Origin of the sequence: Xanthomonas sp. LMG 12462 (assembly GCF_009192885.1) — a bacterium.
Classification (GTDB): domain Bacteria; phylum Pseudomonadota; class Gammaproteobacteria; order Xanthomonadales; family Xanthomonadaceae; genus Xanthomonas_A; species Xanthomonas_A sontii.
In genome coordinates, this window is record NZ_NMPP01000006.1 from 50,342 (window position 1) to 71,691 (window position 21,350).

The window sequence follows — 21,350 nt, forward strand, 5'->3', positions numbered from 1 at the left end:
CATTCCCGGCGGCACGCCCTAGAATCGGCCCATGCACACCCTCACCTTCCGCACCGCCACCGTCGACGATCTCGACGCCATCGCCGCCCTGGTCACCTCGGCCTATCGCGGCGACAGCAGCCGCGTCGGCTGGACCACCGAAGCCGACCTGCTCGACGGCAACCGCATCGACCGCGAGGTGCTGCGCGCCGACATCCTGCGTCCGCGCAGCCTGGTGTTGCTGGCCGAGCGCGATGGCGAATTGATCGCCTGCGCGCATGTCGCCGACGAGGACGGCGCCGGCTATTTCGGCATGTTCTCGGTGCAGCCGCAGGCGCAGGGCAGCGGCCTGGGCAAGACCGTGCTGGCCGAGGCCGAACGCATCGCCTGGCAGGAATGGCGGTTGCCGCTGATGCGGATGACCGTGATCGATCTGCGCGAGGAACTCATCGCCTTCTATGAGCGCCGTGGCTATCGTCGCACCGGCATCAAGAAGCCGTTTCCGTACGGCGACGCGCGCTTCGGCCTGCCAAAGCGCGACGACCTGCGTTTCGAGGTGCTGGAAAAGCCGCTGGGCGGTGCCGCATGAGCGAGACCTGGACCTTCGTCTGCGCCGACGGCGAACTGGCGCCCGGCGAAATGAAGACGGTGTGGGACGAAGTGACCGACACGCCGATCGTGGTGTTCAACTTCGATGGTCAGTTCTATGCGCTGGAAGACCGCTGCAGCCACGAGGACTACGAGCTGTCCCCCGGCACCTTCGACCCTGCTGCCGGCAGCATCGAATGCGTGCTGCACGGCGCCCGCTTCGACGTGCGCGACGGCCGCGCCCTGTGCGCGCCGGCCTACGGCCCGGTGCCGAAGTTTCCGGTGAAGTCCGAACACGGCGGGCTGTGGACGCGCGACGACCGCGGTTGAAGCCGCGCGTTTTCGTCGCGACCCGGCGCTGACCGCGTCCTTCGCCATCTCTGCAGCGCCGCTCACGGCGATCGCCACATCAAGCGCCCTTACCTGCAGCAAGCGCAACGCTTGCTGGCACGTTGTGCGTGCGCGCCGGCAAGGCGGCAACCGGGATGGAAAGGCCATCTCGATCGATCCGATTCAAGATCCCGATCCCTCGGCCGCTAGGGGAGACGATGTAGACGGATATGCAACTTCGTCACGATTACGTGAAATATCCGTTGCATTTCGTATCGGTTATTTATGCGACCACCCCTGGTACTCCCATCCCCCTTGCTAGGACCAGAGCATGACCGCTCTTCTGCACCGCTTTAACGTCTCCAGACGCCTCTCCATCGCGTTCGGCCTGCTCATCCTGCTGTCCTGCGGGCTGGTGGTCGGCGGCCTGGTCACCCTGTCGCAGGCGCGCAGCCAGTTGGACACCGTCGCCCGCCGCACCGTGTCCAGCATCGTCTATACCAACGAAATGCTCGATGCCAGCTCGGACATCGGCATCCAGTTGCGCAACATCGTGCTGCCGACCACGCAGGAAGAGAACATCGCCTTCGCCAAGATCATGGTGACGGAACTGCGCCGTTATCGCGAATACTGCACCAAGCTGTTCGCCATCCCCGCCACCAGCGCGCGCGATCGCGCCTTGCGCGAGCAGATGAACCGGACCTACGCGCAGGCGAGCGAGGTCAACCAGCAAGTGCTGGAACTGGGCCTGACCTACAAGTCCGACGACGCGATGAAGGTGCTGCTGCAGCAGGCGGCGCCGGCCACCCAGCGTTGGCGCGAAGCGATCGGCGCCTACGCCGGATGGCAGCGCCACAACGGCGAACAGGCCTATGCCGACGCGACCGCGGTGATGGCACGCGGCCGCTTCCTGCTGATCGCCGGCGGCCTGGCCGTGGTGTTGGTCAGCAGCCTGCTGGCCTGGCTGATCACCCGCAGCCTGACCGTGCCGCTGGCCCGCGCGACCCGCGCCGCCGAGGCCATCGCCGAGGGCCGCCTGGACAACGACGTGGCCACCGACGCGCGCGACGAGCCCGGCCGCCTGCTGCTGGCGATGGGCCGCATGCAAAACCAGCTGCAACGCTTCTCCCGCGAGACCGTTCTGATGATCGAGCTGCACGCCGACAAGGACATCAGCCACCGCATGCCGCAGGACTTCCCCGGCGTGTACGGCGAACTGAGCAAAGGCATCAACACCATGATGTTCGAGCACCTGGACGCCATCGTCGAGGCGGTCGAGATCCTCAACGAATACGCCAACGGCGATCTGCGCCGCGATGCGCGCCGGCTGCCCGGCAGCCGTGCGGTGCTGCACGAGTCGATGGATGCGGCCAAGGCCAGCCTGCTGGCGATCAATACCGAGATCAAGCGCCTGGCCGCCGCAGCGGCGGCCGGCGACTTCAGCGCCCGCGGCGATGCGGCCAGTTTCCAGCACGACTTCCGCCTGATGGTGCAGGACCTCAACGCGATGATGGAGGTCAGCGACGTCAATCTGGGCAAGCTGTCGGCGTTGCTGCAGTCCATCGCTGCCGGCGACCTCACCACCCGCATGCATGGCGACTTCCACGGCGTGTTCGCACGGATGCGCGAGGACGCCAACGCCACCACCGACCAGTTGACCGGCATCGTCGCGCGCATCCAGACCGCGGCCAGCAGCATCAGCGCCGCCGCCGGCGAGATCGCCAGCGGCAACGACGACCTGTCGCGCCGCACCGAGCAGCAGGCCGCCAGCCTTGAGGAAACCGCAGCCTCGATGGAAGAGTTGACCTCGACCGTGCGCCAGAACGCCGAACACGCCCGCCAGGCCAACCAGTTGGCGGTCGGTGCCGCCTCGGTGGCCTCGCAGGGCGGCATGGTGGTGGGCCAGGTGGTCGAAACCATGAGCGGCATCGAGGCCTCGTCGAAGAAGATCGCCGACATCATCTCGGTGATCGACGGCATCGCCTTCCAGACCAACATCCTGGCACTCAACGCCGCGGTCGAAGCCGCCCGCGCCGGCGACCAGGGCCGCGGCTTCGCGGTCGTCGCCACCGAAGTCAGGACCCTGGCGCAGCGCTCGGCCAACGCCGCCAAGGAGATCAAGACGCTGATCGACGAGTCGGTCGGCCGCGTTGCCGAGGGATCTGCCCTGGTCGACCAGGCCGGCAAGACCATGCAGGAGATCGTGGGCTCGGTGCAGCGTGTGACCGACATCATGGGCGAGATCTCGGCGGCGTCGCAGGAACAGTCGGCGGGCATCGAGCAGGTCAACCAGACCGTCACCCAGATGGACGAGGCCACCCAGCAGAATGCGGCACTGGTGGAGGAAGCCACGGCGGCGGCGCGCTCGATGGAAGACCAGGCCGGCCAACTCACCCAGGCGGTGGCGCTGTTCAAGATCGAGGCGGGCGGCAACGCGTCGCCGGGCATGGCGCGCACCGTGACCGTGCAGCGCGCCCGAGCGCACGCCGAGGCGCTCGAACCCGCGGCCTGAGTGGTGTCTCGGCATGGCCTGCGGCGCGCACGATCGGCGCGCCGCAGGCCATCTTCGCGGCATGCGCTGGCGCCCACACCTGGCGGCGCCGGAGCCGGCTGCGGCACACTGTGCGCCTCCCCCTTGCGAGCGCGCCCATGAAGATCGTCGAAGTCCGCCACCCGCTGGTACAGCACAAGATCGGCCTGTTGCGCGACGCGGCGCTGAGCACCAAGGGCTTCCGCGAACTGGTCACCGAGCTGGGCACCCTGCTCGGCTATGAGGCCACCGCCGACCTGGAGACCGAGACCCACACCATGGACGGCTGGGCCGGCCCGACCCAGGTGCAGCGCATCGCCGGCGCCAAGATCACCCTGGTGCCGATCCTGCGTGCCGGGCTGGGCATGCTGCCCGGCGTGCTGGCGCTGATTCCCGCGGCACGGGTCAGCGTGGTCGGCCTGCAGCGCGACGAGGAGACGCTGCAACCGGTGCCCTACTTCGAACGTCTCACCGGACGACTGGAGGAGCGCGACGCGCTGATCCTGGATCCGATGCTGGCCACCGGCGGCACCCTCATCGCCACCGTGGACATGCTCAAGCGCGCCGGCGCGCGGCGGATCAAGGGCATCTTCCTGGTCGCCGCGCCGGAGGGCCTGCAGGCGCTGGAAGCGGCGCATCCGGACGTGGAGGTGTACACCGCCGCCATCGACGACCATCTCAACGAGAAGGGCTACATCCTGCCAGGCCTGGGCGACGCCGGCGACCGCATCTTCGGCACCCGTCTGGGCTAGGGCGTGTCATCAATCCCCGAGCATGCCGCGCCGCGGTTGCGCATGCCTGTGGCAAGGAAGAACGAGGAAGTGGATGTGCGTCCACGCCCGAGCGATAACGCGGCCATGGGCGCGCGCAATCGCGGCGCGGCATACTCGGGAATCGGTGACACGCCCTAAGCGGCGCCATCCGCGCCGTCCAGCATCAGCGCTGCAGCACCTGCAGCGCGGCACTCACGTACACCAGCGGCGCATTCCAGTTGATCGCCACTTCGTTGGTGGCGTAGCTGCATTCCTTGTCCAGGTACGACAGCGCCGGCAACGACGACGTGTAGGCGTGCTTGCACGCGTCGGCGTCCTGCTGCCCCGGCTGCGGACCGCCCACCAGCCATCCCGGCACCGGCGTGGCGACGCCGTCGGCGATGGAGATGCGATGGTGGATGTGCATCGGCGAGCGCGCGCCGATGCCGGTGACGAAGGACATGCCCAGCGGGTTGCGGCCGAGCACGTAGTCCAGCTGCGACTGCGCGGCCTGCAGGTATTCGGGCTTGTGCTGCAGCTGGTAGGCCTGCAGCAGCATCATCGCCTGGTTCATCGCGGTGGCGTTGCTGCCCCAGTGGAAATCGGCGTCGCGCATGGTCACGCGCCAGGCCGAGCCCTGCCACACCTGCACCAGGTGATCGGCCAGACCCTCGATCTCGTCGGCGATGCGCGCCTGGTCGGCACGCGGGGTCAGCCGCGCGCGGTGCTGCGCCAGCGACATCCACGCCAGCCCGCCGACCTGGCGCCAGTCGGGCACGCTGGCCGGCACCTTGCGCGCCATCGCCGCCTCGTAGAAGGCGTCGTCGGCGGTGGCCAGGTACAACTCGGTCGCGGCCCAGGCGAACTCGTCGTCGAACCGGGTGTCCTCGTAGGCGCCGGTATGCACGTCGGCCGGTTGCTTGTAGGTCACGTCCGGATGCGCCTGCGCCCACGCCCAGGCGCGCCGCGAGGCCTCCAGCATGCGCGTGGAGATGCCGCCGAACTGCGCATCGTACGGCGCGTAGATGCGGCTGGCCTGGGCCATCACCGCGGCGAAGTCGAGCGTGGCGGCGGTGCTCTTCTGCACCACGTAGCGCGGCGCGCGCGCCTGGTCCGGCATCTGCATGCCGGCGAAGTCCAGGTTGGTGAGCTTGTGGTACACGCCGCCGTCGTGCGGGTCCTGCATCGCCAGCAGCCACTGCAGGTTCCAGTCGACCTCGCGCAGGATGTCCGGCACGTCGCCGCCGCTGTCGGGAATGCCTTCCGGGTGCGTGCTGAAGTAGGTGGGGAACTGCTCGTAGGCGGCCAGCAGGGTATAGACGGTGATGCCGGAGCTGACCACGTACTTGTTGTAGTCGCCGGCGTCGTACCAGCCCTTGGGCGCGGCGATCACGGTGCCGGCCGGGCGCTCGGGCGAGGCCGCCGAGGCATGCACCAGCACGTGGTCGTCGGGATGGCCGGCAGCGCGCGCGTGGCGGCCGGCGTAGGTGCCGTCCAGCGCGGTGCTGGCGCGGTTGTAGTAGTAGGCCTTGAGCGCGGCGCGCGACAGCGCGTTGTAGGCGTCTTCGCCGATGGCGAAGCTGTCCGAGGGCGGCAGGCCGTCGACCTGCAGGCGGTAGCGGCCCGGCGTGCGCAACGCGGAGAAATCGGCGATGCGCACGGTCTGTTGCGCCGGCGGCCACGCCGCGGCGGCGCCGAGGGTGCCGCGCAGCACCACCTCGTCGCTGTCGGCGCGCACAATTGAGAACGCGTCGCCATGCCCATCCGGCACCACCGCCAGCTTGCTCGCGGCAGGCAGGAAACCGACCTGGTTCAGGCGGATCGGCGACGGCACGGTGGTGTCGGCATGCGAGGTGCAGCCGCCCAGCAACAGGCAGGCGAGGAACAGGCAGGACAGGGCATGGGGCAGCTTCATGCGCCGATACTGGCCGGCCATGATGACGGCTGCAAGCGCCACGTTGCGGACGCGCTGGCAGCGGTTCAAGACGCGGCGTTGGACGGCCGCATGCTGCGTTTCTGACAGCGCCGTCAGTGAGGCGTCAGCGTGGGGTCGCCATGCGGCTCCTACGGTGACGGCCTGTCCCCGCTGCCGGCGCCGCCCCGTGACCGCCCTGCCCCCACCGCCCGTTTCCCGTCGCCTGGCGCCGCTCGTGCTGCTGCTGAGTGTGCTGCTGCTCGGCGGCTGCATGGCCGGCCCGGACTACGTGCGCCCGGCGCCGCCGGCCGCCGCGCAGCAGCCGTTCGAAGAGGCCGACGGCCGCTGGACGCCCGCCGCGCCGGCCGCCGCCGACCCGGCGGTGGCATGGTGGACCCGCTATGGCGATCCGCAGCTGGACGCCCTGGTCGAACAGGCCGACAGCGCCAACCAGACCCTGCGCCAGGCCGAGGCGCGCTATCGGCAGGCGCAGGCGCTGGTCGGCAGCGCGCGGGCGGCCGAGGCGCCGACGCTGGGCGTGCAGGCCGCGGCCACGCGCGAGCGCAGCGTCACCTCCAAGCCGGGGCTGCGCGACGCCGATACGCTGGGGTTCAGCGCCAGTTGGGAGCCTGACTTCTGGGGCAAGGTCCGGCGCAGCGTCGAACAGGCCGGCGACAACGCCCAGGCCAGCGCCGCCGATCTGGCGCAGGCGCGGCTGTCGCTGCAGGCCGCGGTGGTCGCCGATTACCTGCAGCTGCGCTTCGACGACCAGACCCTGGCGCTGTACCAGCGCACCCTGGCCGGCTATCGCGACGCGCTGCGGCTGACCCAGGCCCGTGTGCGCGCGGGAGTCGCCAGCGCCGCCGATGTGGCTGCGGCCGAAGCCACCCTGCACAGCACCGAAGCCGCATCGACCGATCTGGCGCTGTCGCGCCGGCAACTGGACCACGCGCTGGCGGTGCTGCTCGGCCACACCCCCGCCGAATTCTCGCTGGCGGCCAGCGACGCACCGTTGCCGGCGCTGCCGCCGACCCCGCAAGCGCTGCCCTCGGTACTGCTGCAGCGGCGCCCGGACATCGCCGGCGCCGAGCGGCGCATGGCCGCGGCCAATGCCGGCATCGGCATCGCCGTGGCGGCCTGGTTCCCGACCCTGTCGCTGAGCGCCAGCGGCGGCTACGACGGCGCCGGGCTGGCCTCGCTGCTGAGCGTGCCGAACCGGGTCTGGGCGGTGGGCGCAGCGCTGGCCGGCACGCTGTTCGACGGCGGCGCCCGCCACGCGCAGCGCGCGCAGGCGCAAGCCACCTTCGACGCGGCCGCGGCGACCTACCGGCAGACCGTATTGAGCGCGTTCCAGGGCGTGGAGGACCAGCTCGCCGCCACGCGCGAACTGGCGCGCGAGGAGCAGCAACAGCGGCGCGCCGCCGACGCCGCGCAGCAGGCCGAGCGCGTGCTGATGGACCAATACCGGGCCGGCACCGCGCTGTACAGCGCCGTGATCACCGCCCAGGCCAACGCGCTGGAAGCGCAACGCACGTTGCTGCAGGTGCAAGCGCGCCAGTTCGGCGCCCAGGTCGCGCTGCTGGTCGCGCTGGGCGGCGACTGGGACAGCGCCCGTCTCCCCGCCGTGCGCGGCGCCTCGCCGGGCGCCACGCCGGCTCCTGTCCTCCCGGAGTAGCCCATGTCCACCGCCGCGCCCACCCGCCCTGCCGATCCGCCACCGCGCCATGCCATGCCACGGCGGCGCTGGCCATTCGTCGCCGCCACAGTGCTGGTCGCGCTGCTGCTGGCGGTGTGGTTGCGCCCGCGCCATGCACCGACCAAGGCCACGCCGCCGGTGCCGGTGACCAGCGCGCCGGTGCTGCGCAAGGACGTGCCGATCCGCCAGACCGGGATCGGCACGGTGCTGCCGATCGCCTCGGTGACCGTGCACTCGCGCATCGATGGGCAACTGATCGACGTGGGCTTCAGCGAAGGCCAGGACGTCAAGGCCGGGCAGGTGCTGGCACGACTGGATCCGCGCACCGACCAGGCGCAACTGGCCGCGGCCACCGCGCAGTTGGCGAAGGACAAGGCACAGCTGGGCAATGCGCAGGCCGACCTGCAGCGCTACACGCAACTGCTGCAGGACAACGCCACCACCCGCCAGACCCTGGACACGCAGAAGGCCCTGGTCACGCAACTGCGCGCCACCCTGCAGAGCGATGCGGCGGCGATCGACAACGCGCGGGTGCAACTGGACTTCACCACCATCCGCGCGCCGATCGACGGCCGCGCCGGCGCGCGCCTGGTGGATCCGGGCAACATCGTCCACGCCAGCGATGCCGGCGGCCTGGTGGTGCTGAACCAGATCGACCCGATCGCCGTGCAGTTCACCCTGCCGGAAAGCACGTTCCAGCAGATCAACCGCGCATTGCAGGCCGCACCGGCCAGCGTCGGCGTGGACGCGGTCGACCACGGCAGCGGACAGGTGCTGGCGCACGGCACGCTGGCCCTGCTCAACAACCAGATCGACACCAGCACCGGCACCATCGCGATGAAGGCGCACTTCCCCAATTCCGGGCACACGCTGTGGCCGGGGCAGACGGTGGATGCGCGCATCACCCTGGGCATGCGCAGCGGCGCGCTGGTGGTGCCGAGCGCGGCCGTGCAGCGCAGCCAGGACGGCGAGTTCGTGTACGTGGTCGGCAGCGACGGCAGCGTGCGCGACCAACCGGTGCAGGTGCTGGACGAGGCCGATGGCGAGAGCGTGATCGGCCAGGGCCTGCAGGCCGGCCAGCGCGTGGTGGTGGATGGGCAGTACCGGCTGCATCCGGGGGCGAAGGTAGTGGAGGCGAAGCCGGCCAGGCACGCCAAACCGGCCGCGGCGGGAGCGCACGCGTGAGCGTCTCGGCCGCTTTCATCAAACGCCCGATCGGCACCTCGCTGCTGGCCATGGCGCTGCTGTTGCTGGGCCTGGTGGCCTGGCCGCTGCTGCCGGTGGCGCCGTTGCCGCAGGTCGATTTCCCCACCATCCAGGTCTCGGCGAGTCTGCCCGGCGCCAGCCCGCAGACCATGGCCTCGAACGTGGCACAGCCACTGGAGCGGCAGCTGTCGCTGATCCCGGGCCTGAGCCAGATGACCTCGACCAGCGCGCTCGGCTCGACCCAGGTGACGCTGCAGTTCGACCTGGACCGCAACATCGACGCTGCCGCGCTCGATGTGCAGACCGCGATCAACGCCGCGTCCGGGCAGTTGCCGAGCGGGCTGCCGAGCGCACCGAGCTTCCGCAAGATCAACCCGGCCGAATCGGCGTCGCTGATCCTGGCGGTGCAGTCGCGGGTGTTGCCGCTGACCCAGGTCAACGACTACGCCGACAACGTGCTCGCGCAGCAGATCTCGCGCATCTCCGGGGTGGGCCTGGTCAACCTGTACGGTGCGCAGAAGCCGGCGGTGCGCGTGCAGGTGGATCCGGCCAAGCTGGCGGCGCTTGGCCTGAGCCTGGAGGACATCCGCTCGGTGATCGCCACCACCACGGTGAACGCGGCCACCGGCTCGATCGACGGCGCGCGCCAGGCCTTCACTGTCTCCACCAACGATCAACTGCTGCAGAGCCAGGCCTGGAACGACGCGGTGCTGGCCTGGCGCAACGGCGCGCCGATCCGCGTGCGCGACGTCGGCACCGCGGTGGACGGGCCGGAGAACGCCAAGATCGCCGCGTGGGGCTTCGCCGGCGCCGCCGCGCCGGCCGACAGCGGCATTGTCGACGGCCGCGCGATCATGATCGCCATCACCAAGCAGCCCGGCGCCAACGTCATCGACACGGTGGAACAGGTCAAGGCCGCGCTGCCCAGGCTGATGGCGTCGATCCCGCCCAGCGTCAGCGTCAAGATCCTCGCCGACCGCACGCAGAACATCCGCGCCTCGGTCAGGGACGTGGAGTTCACCCTGCTGCTGTCGATCGTGCTGGTGGTGGCGGTGATCTTCGTGTTCCTGCGCAGCGCGGTGGTCACCCTGATCCCGAGCCTGACCGTACCGCTGGCGATCCTCGGCACCGCCGCGCTGATGTACGTGCTCGGCTACAGCCTGGACAACCTGTCGCTGATGGGCCTGACCATCGCCGTCGGCTTCGTGGTGGACGATGCCATCGTGATGCTGGAGAACATCTACCGACACATCGAGGACGGCATGGCGCCGCTGCAGGCGGCGCTGCAGGGCGCGGCCGAGATCGGCTTCACCCTGGTCTCGATCTCGGTGTCGCTGGTGGCGGTGTTCATCCCGCTGCTGCTGATGGGCGGCATCGTCGGCCGGCTGTTCCGCGAGTTCGCGGTGACCGTGAGCCTGACCATCCTGGTGTCGCTGCTGGTGTCGCTGACCCTGACCCCGATGCTGTGCGCGCGCCTGCTCAAGCCACACGCCGAGCAGGCGCAGGGGCGCCTGGCGCGCGCGTTCGAGCGCGGCTTCGACGCGCTGCTGGCGGCCTACCGGCGCGGCCTGGAGACGGTGCTGCGGCACCCGCGGCTGACCCTGGCCAGCTTCCTGCTGACCGTGACCACCAGCGTGGCGCTGTTCGTGGTGATGCCCAAGGGCTTCTTCCCGCAGCAGGACACCGGCTTCATCTCCGGCACCGCCGATTCGGCGCAGGATTCGTCCTCGGCGGCGATGCGCACGCGCATGCTGCAACTGGCCGACATCATCCGCCGCGATCCGGACGTGCTGTCCTTCGGCATGCAGACCGGCGCCAGCACCTTCAACTCCGGCACCTTCTCGATCGCGCTCAAACCCAAGGACGCAGGCCGCACCGCCAGCGCCGATCAGGTGATCGCGCGGCTGCGCAAGCGCCTGGCGCACGTGCAGGGCGTCACCCTGTTCATGCAGGCCGGGCAGGACATCAACGTCGGCGGCCGCCTGGCCCGCACCCAGTACCAGTACACCCTGACCGACGCCAACCTGGACGAGCTGAACACCTGGGCGCCGAAGCTGCTGAAGGCATTTCGGGCGCTGCCGCAACTGACCGACGTCGCGTCCGACCAGCAGAACGCCGCGCCGATCGCCAGCCTGACCATCGACCGCCAGCGCGCGGCCAGCTTCGGCATCACCCCGCAGCAGATCGACGCGACCATCAACGACGCCATCGGCCAGCGCCAGGTCGCGCAGTACTTCACCCAGCTCAACAGCTACCACGTGGTGCTGGAAGTGACGCCGGCGCTGCAGGGCGATCCGTCGCTGTTCCAGCGGCTGTACCTGACCTCGCCGCTGACCGGCAAGCAGGTGCCGCTGTCCACCTTCGCCACGCTCGACACCAGCAAGACCGGCTACCTGTCGGTGAGCCACCAGGGCCAGTTCCCGGCGGTGACCATCTCCTTCAACCTGGCGCCGGGCGCGGCACTGGGCGATGCGGTGGACGCGATCCAGCAGGCCCAGGCGCAGCTGCGCGTGCCGGCCACGCTCAGCGGAAGCTTCCAGGGCACGGCGCAGGCGTTCAGCGCCTCGCTGCGCACCCAGCCGTACCTGATCCTGGCGGCGTTGATCGCGGTCTACATCGTGCTCGGCCTGCTCTACGAGAGCTACATCCACCCGCTGACCATCCTCTCCACCCTGCCCTCGGCCGGCGTCGGCGCGCTGCTGATCCTGATGGCCGGCGGCTACGACTTGAGCGTGATTGCGATGATCGGCATCATCCTGCTGATCGGCATCGTCAAGAAGAACGGGATCATGATGGTGGACTTCGCCCTGCATGCCGAACGCGAACGCGGGCTGTCCTCGCGCGATGCGATCTTCGAGGCCTGCCTGATGCGCTTCCGGCCGATCATGATGACCACCCTGTGCGCGTTGCTCGGCGGCCTGCCGCTGATGCTCGGCCATGGCGCCGGCTCGGAACTGCGGCGGCCGCTGGGCTATGCGATGGTCGGCGGGCTGCTGCTGTCGCAACTGCTGACCCTGTTCAGCACGCCGATCGTGTACCTGTACCTGGACCGCCTGCACGGCTGGTACCTGCAGCGGCGCCAGGCACGTCGCGCACGCACTGCCGCGCCGGAGGCGCTGCAGCCATGAAGGTGCTGATCGTCGAGGACGAGCGCAAGACCGCCGACTACCTGCAGCAGGGACTGAGCGAACAGGGCTGCACGGTCGACGTGGCCTACGACGGCATCGACGGCCAGCACCTGGCCCTGCACTACGACTTCGACGTGATCGTGCTCGACGCGATGCTGCCGGGCCTGGACGGCTTCGCCATCCTGCGCTCGCTGCGTTCGGTGAAGAGCACGCCGGTGATCATGCTGACCGCACGCGACAGCGTGGAGGACCGGGTCAAGGGCCTGCGCGAGGGCGCCGACGACTACCTGATCAAGCCGTTCTCCTTCATCGAACTGCTGGCGCGGCTGCAGGTGCTGGCGCGGCGCGGCCGCGCCCAGGAGAGCACGCTGCTGCGCGTGGGCGAGCTGCAGATCGACATGATCAGCCGCAAGGCCATGCGCGGCCGGCAGCGGCTGGACCTGACCGCCAAGGAATTCGCGCTGCTGGCGACGCTGGCCCGGCACCAGGGCGAGATCCTGTCCAAGACCGCAATCGCCGAGATGGTCTGGGACATGAACTTCGACAGCAACACCAACGTGGTGGAAGTGGCGATCAAGCGCCTGCGCGCCAAGATCGACGTGCCGTTCGACGCCCCGCTGCTGCACACCGTGCGCGGCATGGGCTACGTGCTGGAAGAACGCGAGGACGCGAGCGGGTGAGCGCGCCGGCGCGGCCCTCGATCGCGCTGCGACTGGCCGGCCTGTTCGCGGCCACCGCGCTGCTCGGCTTCGCCCTGATCGGGCTGGTGCTGCACCAGGTGCTGGAGCACGAACTGCGCCGCCACCAGCGCGAGGAACTGCGCTCGCGCATGGAGGCGGTGCAGTACATGCTGATCAACAGCCGCTCGCCGGAGCTGGCCGCACATGCGCGCACGCGCCTGGCCAGCGTCTCCAGCGCGCCGGACCTGCGCTTCTGGCTGTGGAGCGCCGATCCGGCGTTCCGCTACGGGCGCGGCGCCGAGGCGATGGCGGCGGCCACGCGCGGCCGCAGCGGCCTGGTGCGCATCGGCGATCCGCAGGCGCTGGGCATTGCCGACGCGCAGCCGCTATCGTGGCAGGCCATCGGCCAGGCGCTGCCGGCCACGCCGGTGCGCCCGCCGGTGCAGTTGATCGCGGCGATGGACAGCGCACCGTTCGCGCTGACCCGGCGCCGCTTCGACATCGCACTGGCACTGGTCACGCTGGCCGGCACCGCGCTGGTCGGCGCGCTGGGCTACTGGACCGCCAAGCTCGGCCTGCGCCCGGTGCAGCGGCTGTCGGCCGATGCCCAACGCATCGGCCCGCACGACCGGCGGCGCCTGGACCTGCCGCGGCTGCCGCGCGAACTGGAAGACCTGGGCGCCTCGTTGAACGCGGCCTTCGACCGGCTCGATGCCGCCTATGCGCAGCAGGAAAGCTTCAATGCCGACGTCGCCCACGAACTGCGCACGCCGCTGGCCAGCCTGATCGGCCAGACCCAGGTGGCGCTGACCCGCCACCGCGACGCGCAACAGTTGCGCCAGGTACTGCAGTCGAACCTGGAGGAACTGGAACGGCTGCGCGCGATCGTCGCCGACATGCTGTTCCTGGCCCGCGCCGAGCAGGGCCAGCGCGCGCGCCAGTGCGAGGACGCGTCGCTGGCCGAAGAAGTCGGCAAGACCGTGGAGTTCTTCGAGGTGCTGCTGGACGAGGCCGGCTTGCAGGTGGAGGTGCGAGGCGACGTGGTGGTGCCGGTCGAGAAGTCGCTGCTGCGGCGCGCGCTGTCCAACCTGCTGCACAACGCCATCCAGCACTCGGCCGGTCAAGCGCCAATCGTGGTGGAGATCGCACAGCGCGGCGGCGAGGCGCTGATCGCCTTCTCCAACCCCAGCGTGGCGCTGGCGCCCGAACATCTGCAGCGTCTGTTCGACCGCTTCTATCGCGGCGACGCCGCCCGCGCCAACAGCCGCGAAAGCCATGGCCTGGGGCTGGCGATCGTCAAGGCGGTGGCGAGCATGCACGGCGGGCGCGTGTTCGCGCAGCACCGCGACGGCATCACCACGATCGGGTTTTCGGTGGCGCTGGATGGCACCGCTGCCGGCGTGCCGGCGCAGGCCGCGCTGCGCTGGTAAGCCGCAAGGCCTCGCTCAGGCGGCCAGTGCGCGCGCCTGCAGCGCCGGCACTTCGTGCGCAGTGACGAAACGGCCCTTGGCATCGCGCTGGAGCTGCGCCAACGCGCAGTCCGGATCGTGGGTGAAGAACAGGCGCACGTCGCGCGCCAGCGCGTCTTCCAGGAACGCACGCTTCTCGTCGATCAGCAGCTCGGCGTTGCGGTCGTAGCCCATGGTGATCGGCACGTGCACCCACGAGCGGCCCGGGATCAGGTCGGCGCAGAACGCCACCCCGCCGTGTGCCTGACCGTCCTCGCCGTGGCCGGGGCCGACGATCTCGGCCAGCATCAGCCCCGGCGTGTGGCCGTCGCTGAAACGGAATCGCACCGCCTCGCCGAGCGCGCGCGAATACTCGCCGTCGACCAGCTCCAGCCGGCCGCTGGCCTCGAGCAGGCCGGGCAGCTCCGGGATGAAGCTGGCGCGGTCGCGCGGATGCGGGTGCACCGCGCGTTGCCAGTGCGCCGCGCCGACCAGGAACTGCGCGTTGGGAAACAGCAGTTCCGGCGCAGCGCCCTCGCGGTACGCGGCCAGCAGCCCGCCGGCATGATCGAAGTGCAAATGGCTCAGCACCACCACGTCGATGTCGGTATGGGCGAAGCCGGCGTCCTGCAGCGAATCCAGCAGCACGTGGCGCGCCTCCTGCACGCCGTAGCGCTCGCGCAGCGCCGGCGGGAAGAACGCGCCGATCCCGGTCTCGAACAGCACCGTCTTGCCGGCCAGCGGACTGGCCAGCAGCGCGCGGCAGGCCAGCGCGATGCGGTTGCCGTCGTCGGGCGCGGCCCACTGCTGCCACATCGCCTTGGGCGCGTTGCCGAACATCGCGCCGCCGTCGAGTTTCTGCGAGTTGCCTTGGATGGACCAGAGTTTCATGGGCGGGGATTCGGGATTGGGGATTGGGGATTCGCAAAACGCGCGTCAGGGCACCGGCGCGGTCTGCAGCACTTCGGCGCTGCCGACTTCGTTGCGCGGGTCGCTGCCGCCGCTGAGCACGTTGCGGCGCTTGTCCCATTCCACGGTCTGCAGGTTGCCCCAGACGTGGCTGGAGCCGTGGCCGTCCTCGGCCGTGTCGCCAGGCAGCTTGAGCGTGTGCCCCATCGCTTCCAGGCCCTTCGCCGTGGCCGCGTCGAAGGTGCCGGTCTCGGCCTCGATCACGTCCGGCAGCCACTGGTGGTGGTAGCGCGGCAGCGCGGCGACCTGCTGCGCCGTGAGGCCGTCGTCGTAGCCGAGGATGCCGAGCAGCACCATGGTGATGATGCGGCTGCCGCCCGGGGTGCCGAGCACGATGGCCTTGTCCGCGTTCTCCATGAAGGTCGGCGACATCGAGCTGAGCGGGCGCTTGCCCGGCTTGGGCGCGTTGGCCGCGTAGCCCATCACCCCGAACGCGTTGGGCGTACCCGGACGCAGCGCGAAATCGTCCATCTCGTTGTTGAGCAGCACGCCGGTGCCCTTGGGGATCAGCCCGGAGCCGTATAGCAGGTTGACCGTCTGGGTGGCGCCGACGCGGTTGCCTTCGCCGTCGATGATCGAGAAATGCGTGGTCTCGTCGTCTTCCAGCGGGGTCGGCTGGCCCGACAGCAGGTCGCTGGGCGTGGCCTTGTCCGGGTTGATGGTCGAGCGCAGGCCCACCGCATAGTCCTTGCTGAGCAGGATGCGCTGCGGCACGTGGGTGAAATCCGGGTCGCCCAGGAAGAAGGTGCGGTCGCGGTAGGCCCGGCGCATCGCTTCGACGGTCAGGTGCACGCGGTGCACCGGGTCCATGGTCTTGAGGTCGTAGCCCTCCAGGATCTGCAGCATGCTGGCCAGGGCGATGCCGCCGGAGGACGGCGGCGGCGCGGTGGTGATCGTCCAGCCCTTGTAGTCGAAGCGGATCGGCGTGCGTTCCTTGACCGTGTAGCCGGCCAGTTCCTCGGCGGTCCAGCGCCCGCCGGCCTGCTTCACGCCGGCCAGCAGCTTCTTGGCGGTGGCGCCGCGGTAGAAACCGTCGAAGCCCTTGTCGGCCAGCAGTTGCAGCGTGTTGGCCAGTTCCGGCTGCTTGAACACGTCGCCCACCGCGATCGGCCGGCCGTTGCGCAGGTAGACCTCGCGGGTGCCGGGATAGCGCTCCATCACCTTGCGCCGCGACTGGTAGCCCTCGGCCATGCGCGCGTAGACCGGGAAGCCGTCGCGGGCGATGCGGATCGCTGGCGCCAGCGACTGCCGCAGCGGCAGCCGGCCGTGCTTGGTCGCCAGTTCCACCAGCGCCGCCGGCAGCCCGGGGATGCCGGCCGACCACGGGCCGTTGATGGAGCGATCGCGGTCCAGCTCGCCCTTGGCGTCCAGGAACGCGGCCGGCGTCGCCGATTCCGGCGCGGTCTCGCGCGCATCCAGCATCACGTCCTTGCCGGTCTTGGCGTCGTGCAGCAGGAAGAAGCCGCCACCGCCGAGGCCGGAACTGATCGGTTCGACCACCGACAGCGTCGAGGACACCGCCACCGCGGCGTCGAAGGCGTTGCCGCCCTCGCGCAGGATCTGCAGGCCGGCCTCGGTGGCCAGGCGGTGGCCGCTGGCGATCGCGGCGCCGGGCGGGTGCGCGGCCGGGGCGGTGGCGGTCGCCTCGGCGACCGGCGCCTCGGCCCACGCCGACGGCGTCAGGACCAGGGCGAGCAGCAGGACACGGCGGACGAGGCTTCTCATGCGGCGGGGGGCTCCTGTGGGTACAACTCGGGGTGGTCGCGCTGCAGACGCTGCAGCTTGGCCAGCAATTGCGCGTGGGTCTCCGGGATGGCCGGGTCGGGGTCGATGCATTCCACCGGGCACACCACCACGCACTGCGGCTCGTCGAAATGGCCGACGCATTCGGTACAGCGGGCGGGGTCGATCACGTAGATCGTCTCGCCCATGGCGATGGCCTGGTTCGGGCAGGCCGGCTCGCAGACGTCGCAGTTGACGCAGAGCTCGTTGATCTTGAGGGACATGTGGCGCACTTCGGCACTGACCCGGGCAGTTTACCGGATCGGGGCGGAACGGCCCTGCGAAGGCGGCGCCGGGGCGCGGAACGCTGTAATGCAGCGCGCGGAGCGGCTTGGGCAACTGCCGCGATGTGGCGCGGCACGCAGCGGAACTTCGCGACGCGACCGCCCGTTGCGGGCGGCGCGGGATGGCGGAACCGGCGCGCATCGGCGCGCCGGCCCGCGCAGGGCTTACTTGGCTTCGACGAAGATGTAGTCGGCGCCGGTCGGCTTGACCACGGCTTCGACGCGGGCGTTGTCGGCCGGAGCGCCGATGTAGACCACGCGCACGCCCTTCATGCTGTTGGCCTCGACCTTGGCGAACGCGGCGGCGATCAGATCGGCCATCTTGGCCGAGGCCGAGGAACCGAACGCCAGCATGTTGCCCGGCTGGATGCCGCGGCCGATGGCGGTGGTGGCGCTTTCGACCTGGCGCTCGTACTTGGCCTGGAACTCCGGATCCGATTCCGGCGGCAGGTAGTACAGGAACGGGCTGTTGGTGACGTTGCCCATGTTCTGGATCGCCACTTCCTGCAGGTACTTCTTCCAGCCGGCGTCGTCGTCCTTGGCCGGGGCGGTCAGCGCGGGCTGCGCGTCGGCGGCCGGCTTGGCGGCTTCTTCCTTCTTGCAGGCGGTGAAGCCCAGGGCCAGCGAAGCGATCAGCAACGCGCGTGCGGTGGTGTTCATGGAACGGCTCCCTCTGTGTCGTCAGTGAATGGTGGTCGGCTCAGCGCTGCGCGGCGGCCTGGCGGGCCTGGACCAGCGCCTGCACCACCGACGGCGGCACGAAGCCGGAGACGTCCCCGCCCAGGCGCGCGATCTCGCGCACCAACGAGGACGAAATGAAGCTGTGTTGCTCGGCCGGGGTGAGGAACAGCGTCTCCACCTCCGGGATCAGATGCCGGTTCATGCTCGCCATCTGGAACTCGTATTCGAAGTCCGACACCGCGCGCAGGCCGCGCAGCAGCACGCCGCCGCCGACCGAGCGCACGAAATGCGCCAGCAGGGTGTCGAAGCCCAGCACTTCCACGTTGCGGTGCCCGGCCAGCGCTTCGCGGGCCAGCGACACGCGCAGGTCCAGCGGCAGGGTCGGCCCCTTGGAGGGGCTCTGCGCCACGCCCACGATCACCTGCTCGAACAGCGGTGCGGCACGGTTGACCAGATCGATATGGCCGTTGGTGATCGGATCGAAGGTGCCGGGATAGACGGCGATGCGGCTATGGGCCACGGTCATGCGTCGGGTACCGCGTGAAGGTCGCCGGGAAGTGTAGCAGCGGTGCGCCGGTACAGGGCAGCGCGCACCTCGCGGCTGCCGCCCTCACGGTACAGCGCCCAGGGCGCCGGCACTGCGGGCGCCTGCCCGGCCGGCGACTCCAGGTACAGCCAGGCATCGGCCGCCAGCCGCGCCGGCAGGCGCTGCAGCACCGTGTCCCACAGCCCGGCGGCGAACGGCGGGTCGACGAAGGCGATGTCCGCCAGGGCCTCGGCCGGCGCCTCGGCCAGCCAGCGCAGCGCATCGCCCTGCACCACCTGCACCTGGTCCTGCGCCTGCAGCCGCGCGACCGTGGCGCGTAACTGCGCCGCCTGGCCTAAATCGCGTTCGACCAGCACCGCAGCGGCCGCACCGCGCGACACCGCCTCCAGCCCCAGTGCGCCGCTGCCGGCGAACAGGTCCAGCACCCGCGCCCCGGGCAGCACCGGCTGCAGCCAGTTGAACAGGGTCTCGCGGACCCGGTCGGAGGTCGGGCGCAGCCCGGCCAGGTCCGGCACCGGCAGCCGCGTGTTGCGCCAGCGCCCACCGATGATCCGCACCTGACCGCCGCCGGGACGGCTCATCGGCGGCCTCGCAGGGGCCGGGACAGGCGGGACGGGGAATGCAGGAACGGCATGGGCGGCGGGCGCGGAAACGGGGTCCGGATCATAGACCAGCGCGGTGTCGCGCGTATGCGCAGCCCAGCGCTTGAAGCCGGCCGCAGCCGCCACCATGTCGGCCGGCAGAGCCGTGCCCTCCTCCGCGCGGCCGCCCATCCTTCATGGAGCACCTACCGATGAGCGTGGAAACCCAAAAAGAAACCCTGGGCTTTCAGACCGAGGTCAAGCAGCTGCTGCAGCTGATGATCCATTCGCTGTACTCCAACAAGGAGATCTTCCTGCGCGAACTGATCTCCAATGCCTCCGACGCCGCCGACAAGCTGCGCTTCGAGGCGCTGGTCAAGCCGGAGCTGCTGGACGGCGATGCGCAACTGCGCATCCGCATCGGCTTCGACAAGGACGCCGGCACCGTCACCATCGACGACAACGGCATCGGCATGAGCCGCGAGGAGATCGTGGCGCACCTGGGCACCATCGCCAAGTCCGGCACCTCCGAGTTCCTCAAGCACCTGTCCGGCGACCAGAAGAAGGATTCGCACCTGATCGGCCAGTTCGGCGTGGGCTTCTACAGCGCCTTCATCGTCGCCGACCAGGTCGACGTGTACAGCCGCCGCGCCGGCCTGCCGGCCAGCGAAGGCGTGCACTGGTCCTCGCGCGGCGAAGGCGAGTTCGAGGTCGCCACGGTCGAGAAGGCCGAGCGCGGCACCCGCATCGTGCTGCACCTGAAGGACGACGAGAAGGACTTCGCCGACGGCTGGAAGCTGCGCGGCATCGTACGCAAGTATTCCGACCACATCGCGCTGCCCATCGAGTTTCACAAGGAACACTACGGCGAGGACAAGGACAAGCCGGAAACCCCGGAATGGGAGACGGTCAACCGCGCCAGCGCGCTGTGGACGCGTCCGCGCACCGAGATCAAGGACGAGGAATACCAGGAGCTGTACAAGCACATCGCCCACGACCACGAGAACCCGGTGTCGTGGAGCCACAACAAGGTCGAGGGCAAGCTGGAGTACACCTCGCTGCTGTACGTGCCCGGCCGCGCGCCGTTCGACCTGTACCAGCGCGACGCCTCGCGCGGGCTCAAGCTGTACGTGCAGCGCGTCTTCATCATGGACCAGGCCGAGCAGTTCCTGCCGCTGTACCTGCGCTTCATCAAGGGCATCGTCGATTCCAGCGACCTGCCGCTGAACGTCTCGCGCGAGATCCTGCAGTCCGGCCCGGTGATCGACTCGATGAAGTCGGCGCTGACCAAGCGCGCCCTGGACATGCTGGAGAAGCTGGCCAAGGACGACGCCGAGCGCTACCAGAGCGTGTGGAAGAACTTCGGCCAGGTGCTGAAGGAGGGCCCGGCCGAGGATTTTGGCAACCGCGAGAAGATCGCCGGCCTGCTGCGCTTCGCCTCCACTCACGGCAGCGACGGCGCGCAGAACGTCTCGCTGGCCGACTACGTGGCGCGGATGCAGGAAGGTCAGGACAAGCTGTACTACCTGACCGGCGAGAGCTACGCGCAGATCAAGGACAGCCCGCACCTGGAAGTGTTCCGCAAGAAGGGCATCGAAGTGCTGCTGCTCACCGACCGCATCGACGAGTGGCTGATGAGCTACCTCACCGAGTTCGACGGCAAGTCCTTCGTCGACGTGGCGCGCGGCGACCTGGACCTGGGCAAGCTCGACAGTGAAGAAGAGAAGCAGGCCAAGGAAGAAGCCGCCAAGGCCAAGCAGGGCCTGGTCGAGCGCATCCAGAACGTGCTCAAGGACGATGTCTCCGAGGTGCGCGTCTCGCACCGCCTGACCGACTCGCCGGCGATCCTGGCCATCGGCCAGGGCGACCTGGGCCTGCAGATGCGGCAGATCCTGGAAGCCAGCGGCCAGAAGCTACCCGAGAGCAAGCCGGTGTTCGAGTTCAACCCGGCGCATCCGCTGATCGAGAAGCTGGATGCGGAAGCCGATGGCGAGCGCTTCGGCGATCTGGCGAAGGTGCTGTTCGACCAGGCGGCGTTGGCGGCTGGCGACAGCCTGAAGGACCCGGCGGCGTATGTACGTCGGCTCAACAAGCTGTTGTTGGAGTTGTCGGTGTAAGCCTGAGACATGTGGTCGCGAAAAGAACGAAGCCGGCATGCGCCGGCTTTGTTTTTTTGAAAAATCCTGAGTGATCGATCATTACAGTGCCTCGGAGCGAGGTGACGCTATGCATGGCACCGGCCGACTTAGATAGA

At 69.7% G+C, this 21,350-nt stretch carries 17 protein-coding genes; 10 read left to right on the top strand and 7 right to left on the bottom strand.

Features of this window, described 5'->3' with window-relative positions; all coding sequences use genetic code 11:
* Positions 1–31: 31 nt before the first annotated feature.
* From CEK69_RS02200 to upp, 4 genes are all read left to right on the top strand, one after another.
* Positions 32–568 (top strand): GNAT family N-acetyltransferase, encoded by a 537-nt coding sequence (locus CEK69_RS02200; protein WP_017909657.1) that lies wholly within the window; start codon positions 32–34, stop codon positions 566–568.
* Positions 565–897, top strand: a complete 333-nt coding sequence (locus tag CEK69_RS02205) for a non-heme iron oxygenase ferredoxin subunit (RefSeq protein WP_017909656.1) — start codon at positions 565–567, stop codon at positions 895–897. The genes CEK69_RS02200 and CEK69_RS02205 overlap by 4 nt, the downstream gene beginning before the upstream one ends.
* A gap of 331 nt (positions 898–1,228) precedes the next feature.
* Positions 1,229–3,409 (top strand): methyl-accepting chemotaxis protein, encoded by a 2,181-nt coding sequence (locus CEK69_RS02210; RefSeq protein ID WP_152243541.1) that lies wholly within the window; start codon positions 1,229–1,231, stop codon positions 3,407–3,409.
* Positions 3,410–3,546: 137 nt separating this feature from the next.
* Positions 3,547–4,179, top strand: coding sequence for a uracil phosphoribosyltransferase (upp, locus tag CEK69_RS02215; protein WP_048489430.1), 633 nt, complete (start codon positions 3,547–3,549; stop codon positions 4,177–4,179).
* A gap of 184 nt (positions 4,180–4,363) precedes the next feature.
* On the opposite strand, the gene CEK69_RS02220 is transcribed toward upp, so the two are convergent.
* Positions 4,364–6,094 carry a glycoside hydrolase family 9 protein gene (locus CEK69_RS02220; protein WP_226975006.1) on the bottom strand — a complete coding sequence of 577 codons (1,731 nt, stop codon included), beginning with the start codon at positions 6,092–6,094 and terminating at the stop codon, positions 4,364–4,366.
* Positions 6,095–6,281: 187 nt separating this feature from the next.
* Here CEK69_RS02220 and CEK69_RS02225 point away from each other — a divergent pair, with 187 nt between their 5' ends.
* Genes CEK69_RS02225 through CEK69_RS02245 form a run of 5 tightly spaced genes read left to right on the top strand, consistent with a single transcriptional unit; the run spans position 6,282 to position 14,234 of the window.
* A complete protein-coding gene (locus tag CEK69_RS02225) occupies positions 6,282–7,769 on the top strand; it encodes an efflux transporter outer membrane subunit (protein ID WP_226975007.1) in 1,488 nt (495 codons plus the stop codon).
* 3 nt (positions 7,770–7,772) lie between these two features.
* Positions 7,773–8,975, top strand: coding sequence for an efflux RND transporter periplasmic adaptor subunit (locus tag CEK69_RS02230; protein WP_152243545.1), 1,203 nt, complete (start codon positions 7,773–7,775; stop codon positions 8,973–8,975).
* Positions 8,972–12,124, top strand: a complete 3,153-nt coding sequence (locus tag CEK69_RS02235) for an efflux RND transporter permease subunit (protein ID WP_152243547.1) — start codon at positions 8,972–8,974, stop codon at positions 12,122–12,124. The genes CEK69_RS02230 and CEK69_RS02235 overlap by 4 nt, the downstream gene beginning before the upstream one ends.
* Positions 12,121–12,804, top strand: a complete 684-nt coding sequence (locus CEK69_RS02240; protein ID WP_152243549.1) for a heavy metal response regulator transcription factor — start codon at positions 12,121–12,123, stop codon at positions 12,802–12,804. Before CEK69_RS02235 ends, CEK69_RS02240 begins: the two co-directional genes overlap by 4 nt.
* The gene (locus CEK69_RS02245) at positions 12,801–14,234 is read left to right on the top strand and encodes a heavy metal sensor histidine kinase (protein WP_152243551.1); all 1,434 of its coding nucleotides are present in this window, start codon (positions 12,801–12,803) and stop codon (positions 14,232–14,234) included. Before CEK69_RS02240 ends, CEK69_RS02245 begins: the two co-directional genes overlap by 4 nt.
* Positions 14,235–14,249: 15 nt before the next feature.
* On the opposite strand, the gene CEK69_RS02250 is transcribed toward CEK69_RS02245, so the two are convergent.
* From CEK69_RS02250 to rsmD, 6 genes are all read right to left on the bottom strand, one after another.
* Positions 14,250–15,143 carry an MBL fold metallo-hydrolase gene (locus CEK69_RS02250; RefSeq protein ID WP_152243553.1) on the bottom strand — a complete coding sequence of 298 codons (894 nt, stop codon included), beginning with the start codon at positions 15,141–15,143 and terminating at the stop codon, positions 14,250–14,252.
* A gap of 45 nt (positions 15,144–15,188) precedes the next feature.
* Positions 15,189–16,946, bottom strand: a complete 1,758-nt coding sequence (gene ggt, locus CEK69_RS02255) for a gamma-glutamyltransferase (RefSeq protein WP_152243555.1) — start codon at positions 16,944–16,946, stop codon at positions 15,189–15,191.
* Entirely contained in the window at positions 16,943–17,227 is a 285-nt protein-coding gene (locus tag CEK69_RS02260) for a YfhL family 4Fe-4S dicluster ferredoxin (protein ID WP_017908325.1), read from the bottom strand. The genes ggt and CEK69_RS02260 overlap by 4 nt, the downstream gene beginning before the upstream one ends.
* Before the next feature lie 225 nt (positions 17,228–17,452).
* Positions 17,453–17,947 (bottom strand): hypothetical protein, encoded by a 495-nt coding sequence (locus CEK69_RS02265; protein ID WP_010342035.1) that lies wholly within the window; start codon positions 17,945–17,947, stop codon positions 17,453–17,455.
* Positions 17,948–17,987: 40 nt separating this feature from the next.
* Positions 17,988–18,494, bottom strand: coding sequence for a pantetheine-phosphate adenylyltransferase (coaD, locus tag CEK69_RS02270; protein WP_010342036.1), 507 nt, complete (start codon positions 18,492–18,494; stop codon positions 17,988–17,990).
* Positions 18,491–19,096, bottom strand: coding sequence for a 16S rRNA (guanine(966)-N(2))-methyltransferase RsmD (gene rsmD, locus CEK69_RS02275; RefSeq protein ID WP_152243557.1), 606 nt, complete (start codon positions 19,094–19,096; stop codon positions 18,491–18,493). The genes coaD and rsmD overlap by 4 nt, the downstream gene beginning before the upstream one ends.
* Positions 19,097–19,308: 212 nt before the next feature.
* Here rsmD and htpG point away from each other — a divergent pair, with 212 nt between their 5' ends.
* A complete protein-coding gene (htpG, locus tag CEK69_RS02280) occupies positions 19,309–21,213 on the top strand; it encodes a molecular chaperone HtpG (protein WP_152243559.1) in 1,905 nt (634 codons plus the stop codon).
* The last annotated feature ends 137 nt before the right edge of the window (positions 21,214–21,350 follow it).